A 2131-nucleotide genomic window follows, 5' to 3' on the forward strand; every position below is an offset into this window, starting at 1 on the left:
CGCGGCCACGATCTGCTCGGCCACGGGCTGCGCTGGAGCGAATATTCCGGCATGCCGCGCGAGGAGGAGGAGCGGCAGCTGCACGAAGCAATCGCCCTTTATGAGAAATTGACCGGCATAAGGCCGATGGGTTGGAATTGCCGATCCTTTCCAAGCGTCAACACCCGTGACCTGATCGTCAGGGAAGGCGGCTTCCTCTATTATTCGGACCCCTGCAATGACGATCTTCCGTATTTCGTCGATCACGAGGATACGAAGCTTCTCGTCGTGCCCTATTCGAAGACGCTGAACGACAGCCGTTATCTGATCGCGCCCGGATACAGCAATCCGCGCGATTTTGCCGAGGATTGCCGATCGGCGATCGACTACATGATCGGCGAAGCAGACGAAACCGGCGGGCGTATGCTGACGATTGGGGTGCACGCCCGCTGGATGGGCCAGCCCAATCGCGCCTCGGGGCTGCGTGACGTGATCGAGCACGTCAAGAAGAGCCCAGGTGCAGCCTTCATGCGGCGCGAAGATATCGCCCGTTACTGGATCGATCATCATGGCTGACGGCACGCATGCACTGCCGGACGGCCATTTGCCCGTCGAGGCGAAAACTATGAGCGGCGCCGAATATATTGCCGGGGTCCTGAAGGAGGAAGGCGTCAAGCAGATCATTGGCTTTCCAGCAAGCGAGCTTTTCGATGCCTCAGCGGCGCTCGACATTCCGCCGCTGATTGCGCGGACGCAGCGTGTCGCCGTCAATATCGCAGAGGGCTATGCCCGGGCGACGGCCGGCAGGGAGCTTGCTGTTGTCACTGTGCAATATGGCCCGGGAGCCGAAAGTGCATTTGCCGGCATTGCCCAGGCTTTCAACGACCGCGTACCGATGCTGTTCCTGCCGACCGGCTACCCGCGCGGATCAGAAGCCATCGCCCCGAATTTCGAATCTCGCCGCAACTTTCGGCACATTACCAAATGGTGTGAGGCGGCAATGCAGGTCGATGATCTGCCCAAGCTCATGCATGCGGCGATATCGCGTGTCAGGAATGGGCCGCCGGCGCCGGTCCTGCTCGAATTGCCTGTCGATCTGCTGGCCGAGAGGCTTGATGCTCTGCCGGCGGATCATCGCCGACCGCGCCGCAGCGTACCGCAGGCCGGTGATCGTGAGGTGGTCGATCTGGCCGAAAGCCTGCTGGCCGCCAAAAATCCAGTCATTCTCGCGGGGCAGGGAGTGCTGTCAGCCTCGGCGACGCCGGAACTGATCGAGCTTGCCGAACTCTTGAACATTCCCGTCATGACGACACCGAACGGCAAGAGCGCTTTTCCGGAAGACCATCCGCTTGCTCTCGGAACAGCCGGGCGTGCCCGACCCGCGACCGTCGACCATTTTCTAGCAAAGGCCGACGTGGTGTTCGCGCTCGGCAGCAGCCTGACGCGCTCTTACTACATCCTGCCGGTTCCCGAAGATAAAACCATCCTCCATGTCACGCTCGACGATGCGGATCTCGGCAAGGACTATGCGATTGCCCAGGGTGTGGTCGCAGACGCCGCCTCGGTCCTGAAACAGATGATCGCACTCATCCGTCGCGATCACCTGCCTCTCGGCGAACGTCAGCAGCCGGCGGCGGAGATCGCTGCCGTTCGCGCGGCTTTCATGGAAAAATGGATGCCGCTCCTGACATCGGACAGCACGCCGATCTCACCTTACCGTGTCGTCTGGGAGATCATGCAGGCGATCGATCCGAAGACCTCGATCGTGACGCACGACGCCGGCAATCCGCGCGACCAGTTCTGCCCATTTTATGTGGCAAGCACACCCGGCAGCTACATCGGTTGGGGCAAGACCACCCAGCTCGGAAGCGGCCTAGGCTTTGCGATGGGGGCCAGGCTTGCTCGCCCCGATGCGACCGTCGTCAATCTGATGGGAGAGTCCGCGTTCGGAATGGTCGGCATCGACTTCGAAACCGCTGTCCGCTGCAATCTGCCTGTCTTGACCATCGTGCTGCGCAACAACGTGCTCGGCGGCTACGCGAAGAGCATGCCGATCGCCACCACGAAATACGGCGCGAACCGGGTGACAGGCAGTTACGCGCCGATCGCGGAAGCTCTCGGTGGTTACGCGGAATGCGTCGTGGACCCGGAA

General features: G+C 61.4%; 1 protein-coding gene and 1 pseudogene. Both read left to right on the top strand.

The annotated features are described in order from the left end of the window. Positions 1-555 (top strand): annotated as a pseudogene (locus FY112_RS00510) (polysaccharide deacetylase); the annotation flags it as partial. After that, positions 548-2131: thiamine pyrophosphate-requiring protein (locus FY112_RS00515; protein ID WP_151517365.1), on the top strand; the 1584-nt coding region annotated here is incomplete at its 3' end. The pseudogene FY112_RS00510 and the gene FY112_RS00515, both read left to right, overlap by 8 nt.

The sequence above is a fragment of the Rhizobium sp. PEPV16 genome, from assembly GCF_008919455.1.
In the GTDB taxonomy this organism is placed as follows: domain Bacteria; phylum Pseudomonadota; class Alphaproteobacteria; order Rhizobiales; family Rhizobiaceae; genus Rhizobium; species Rhizobium leguminosarum_Q.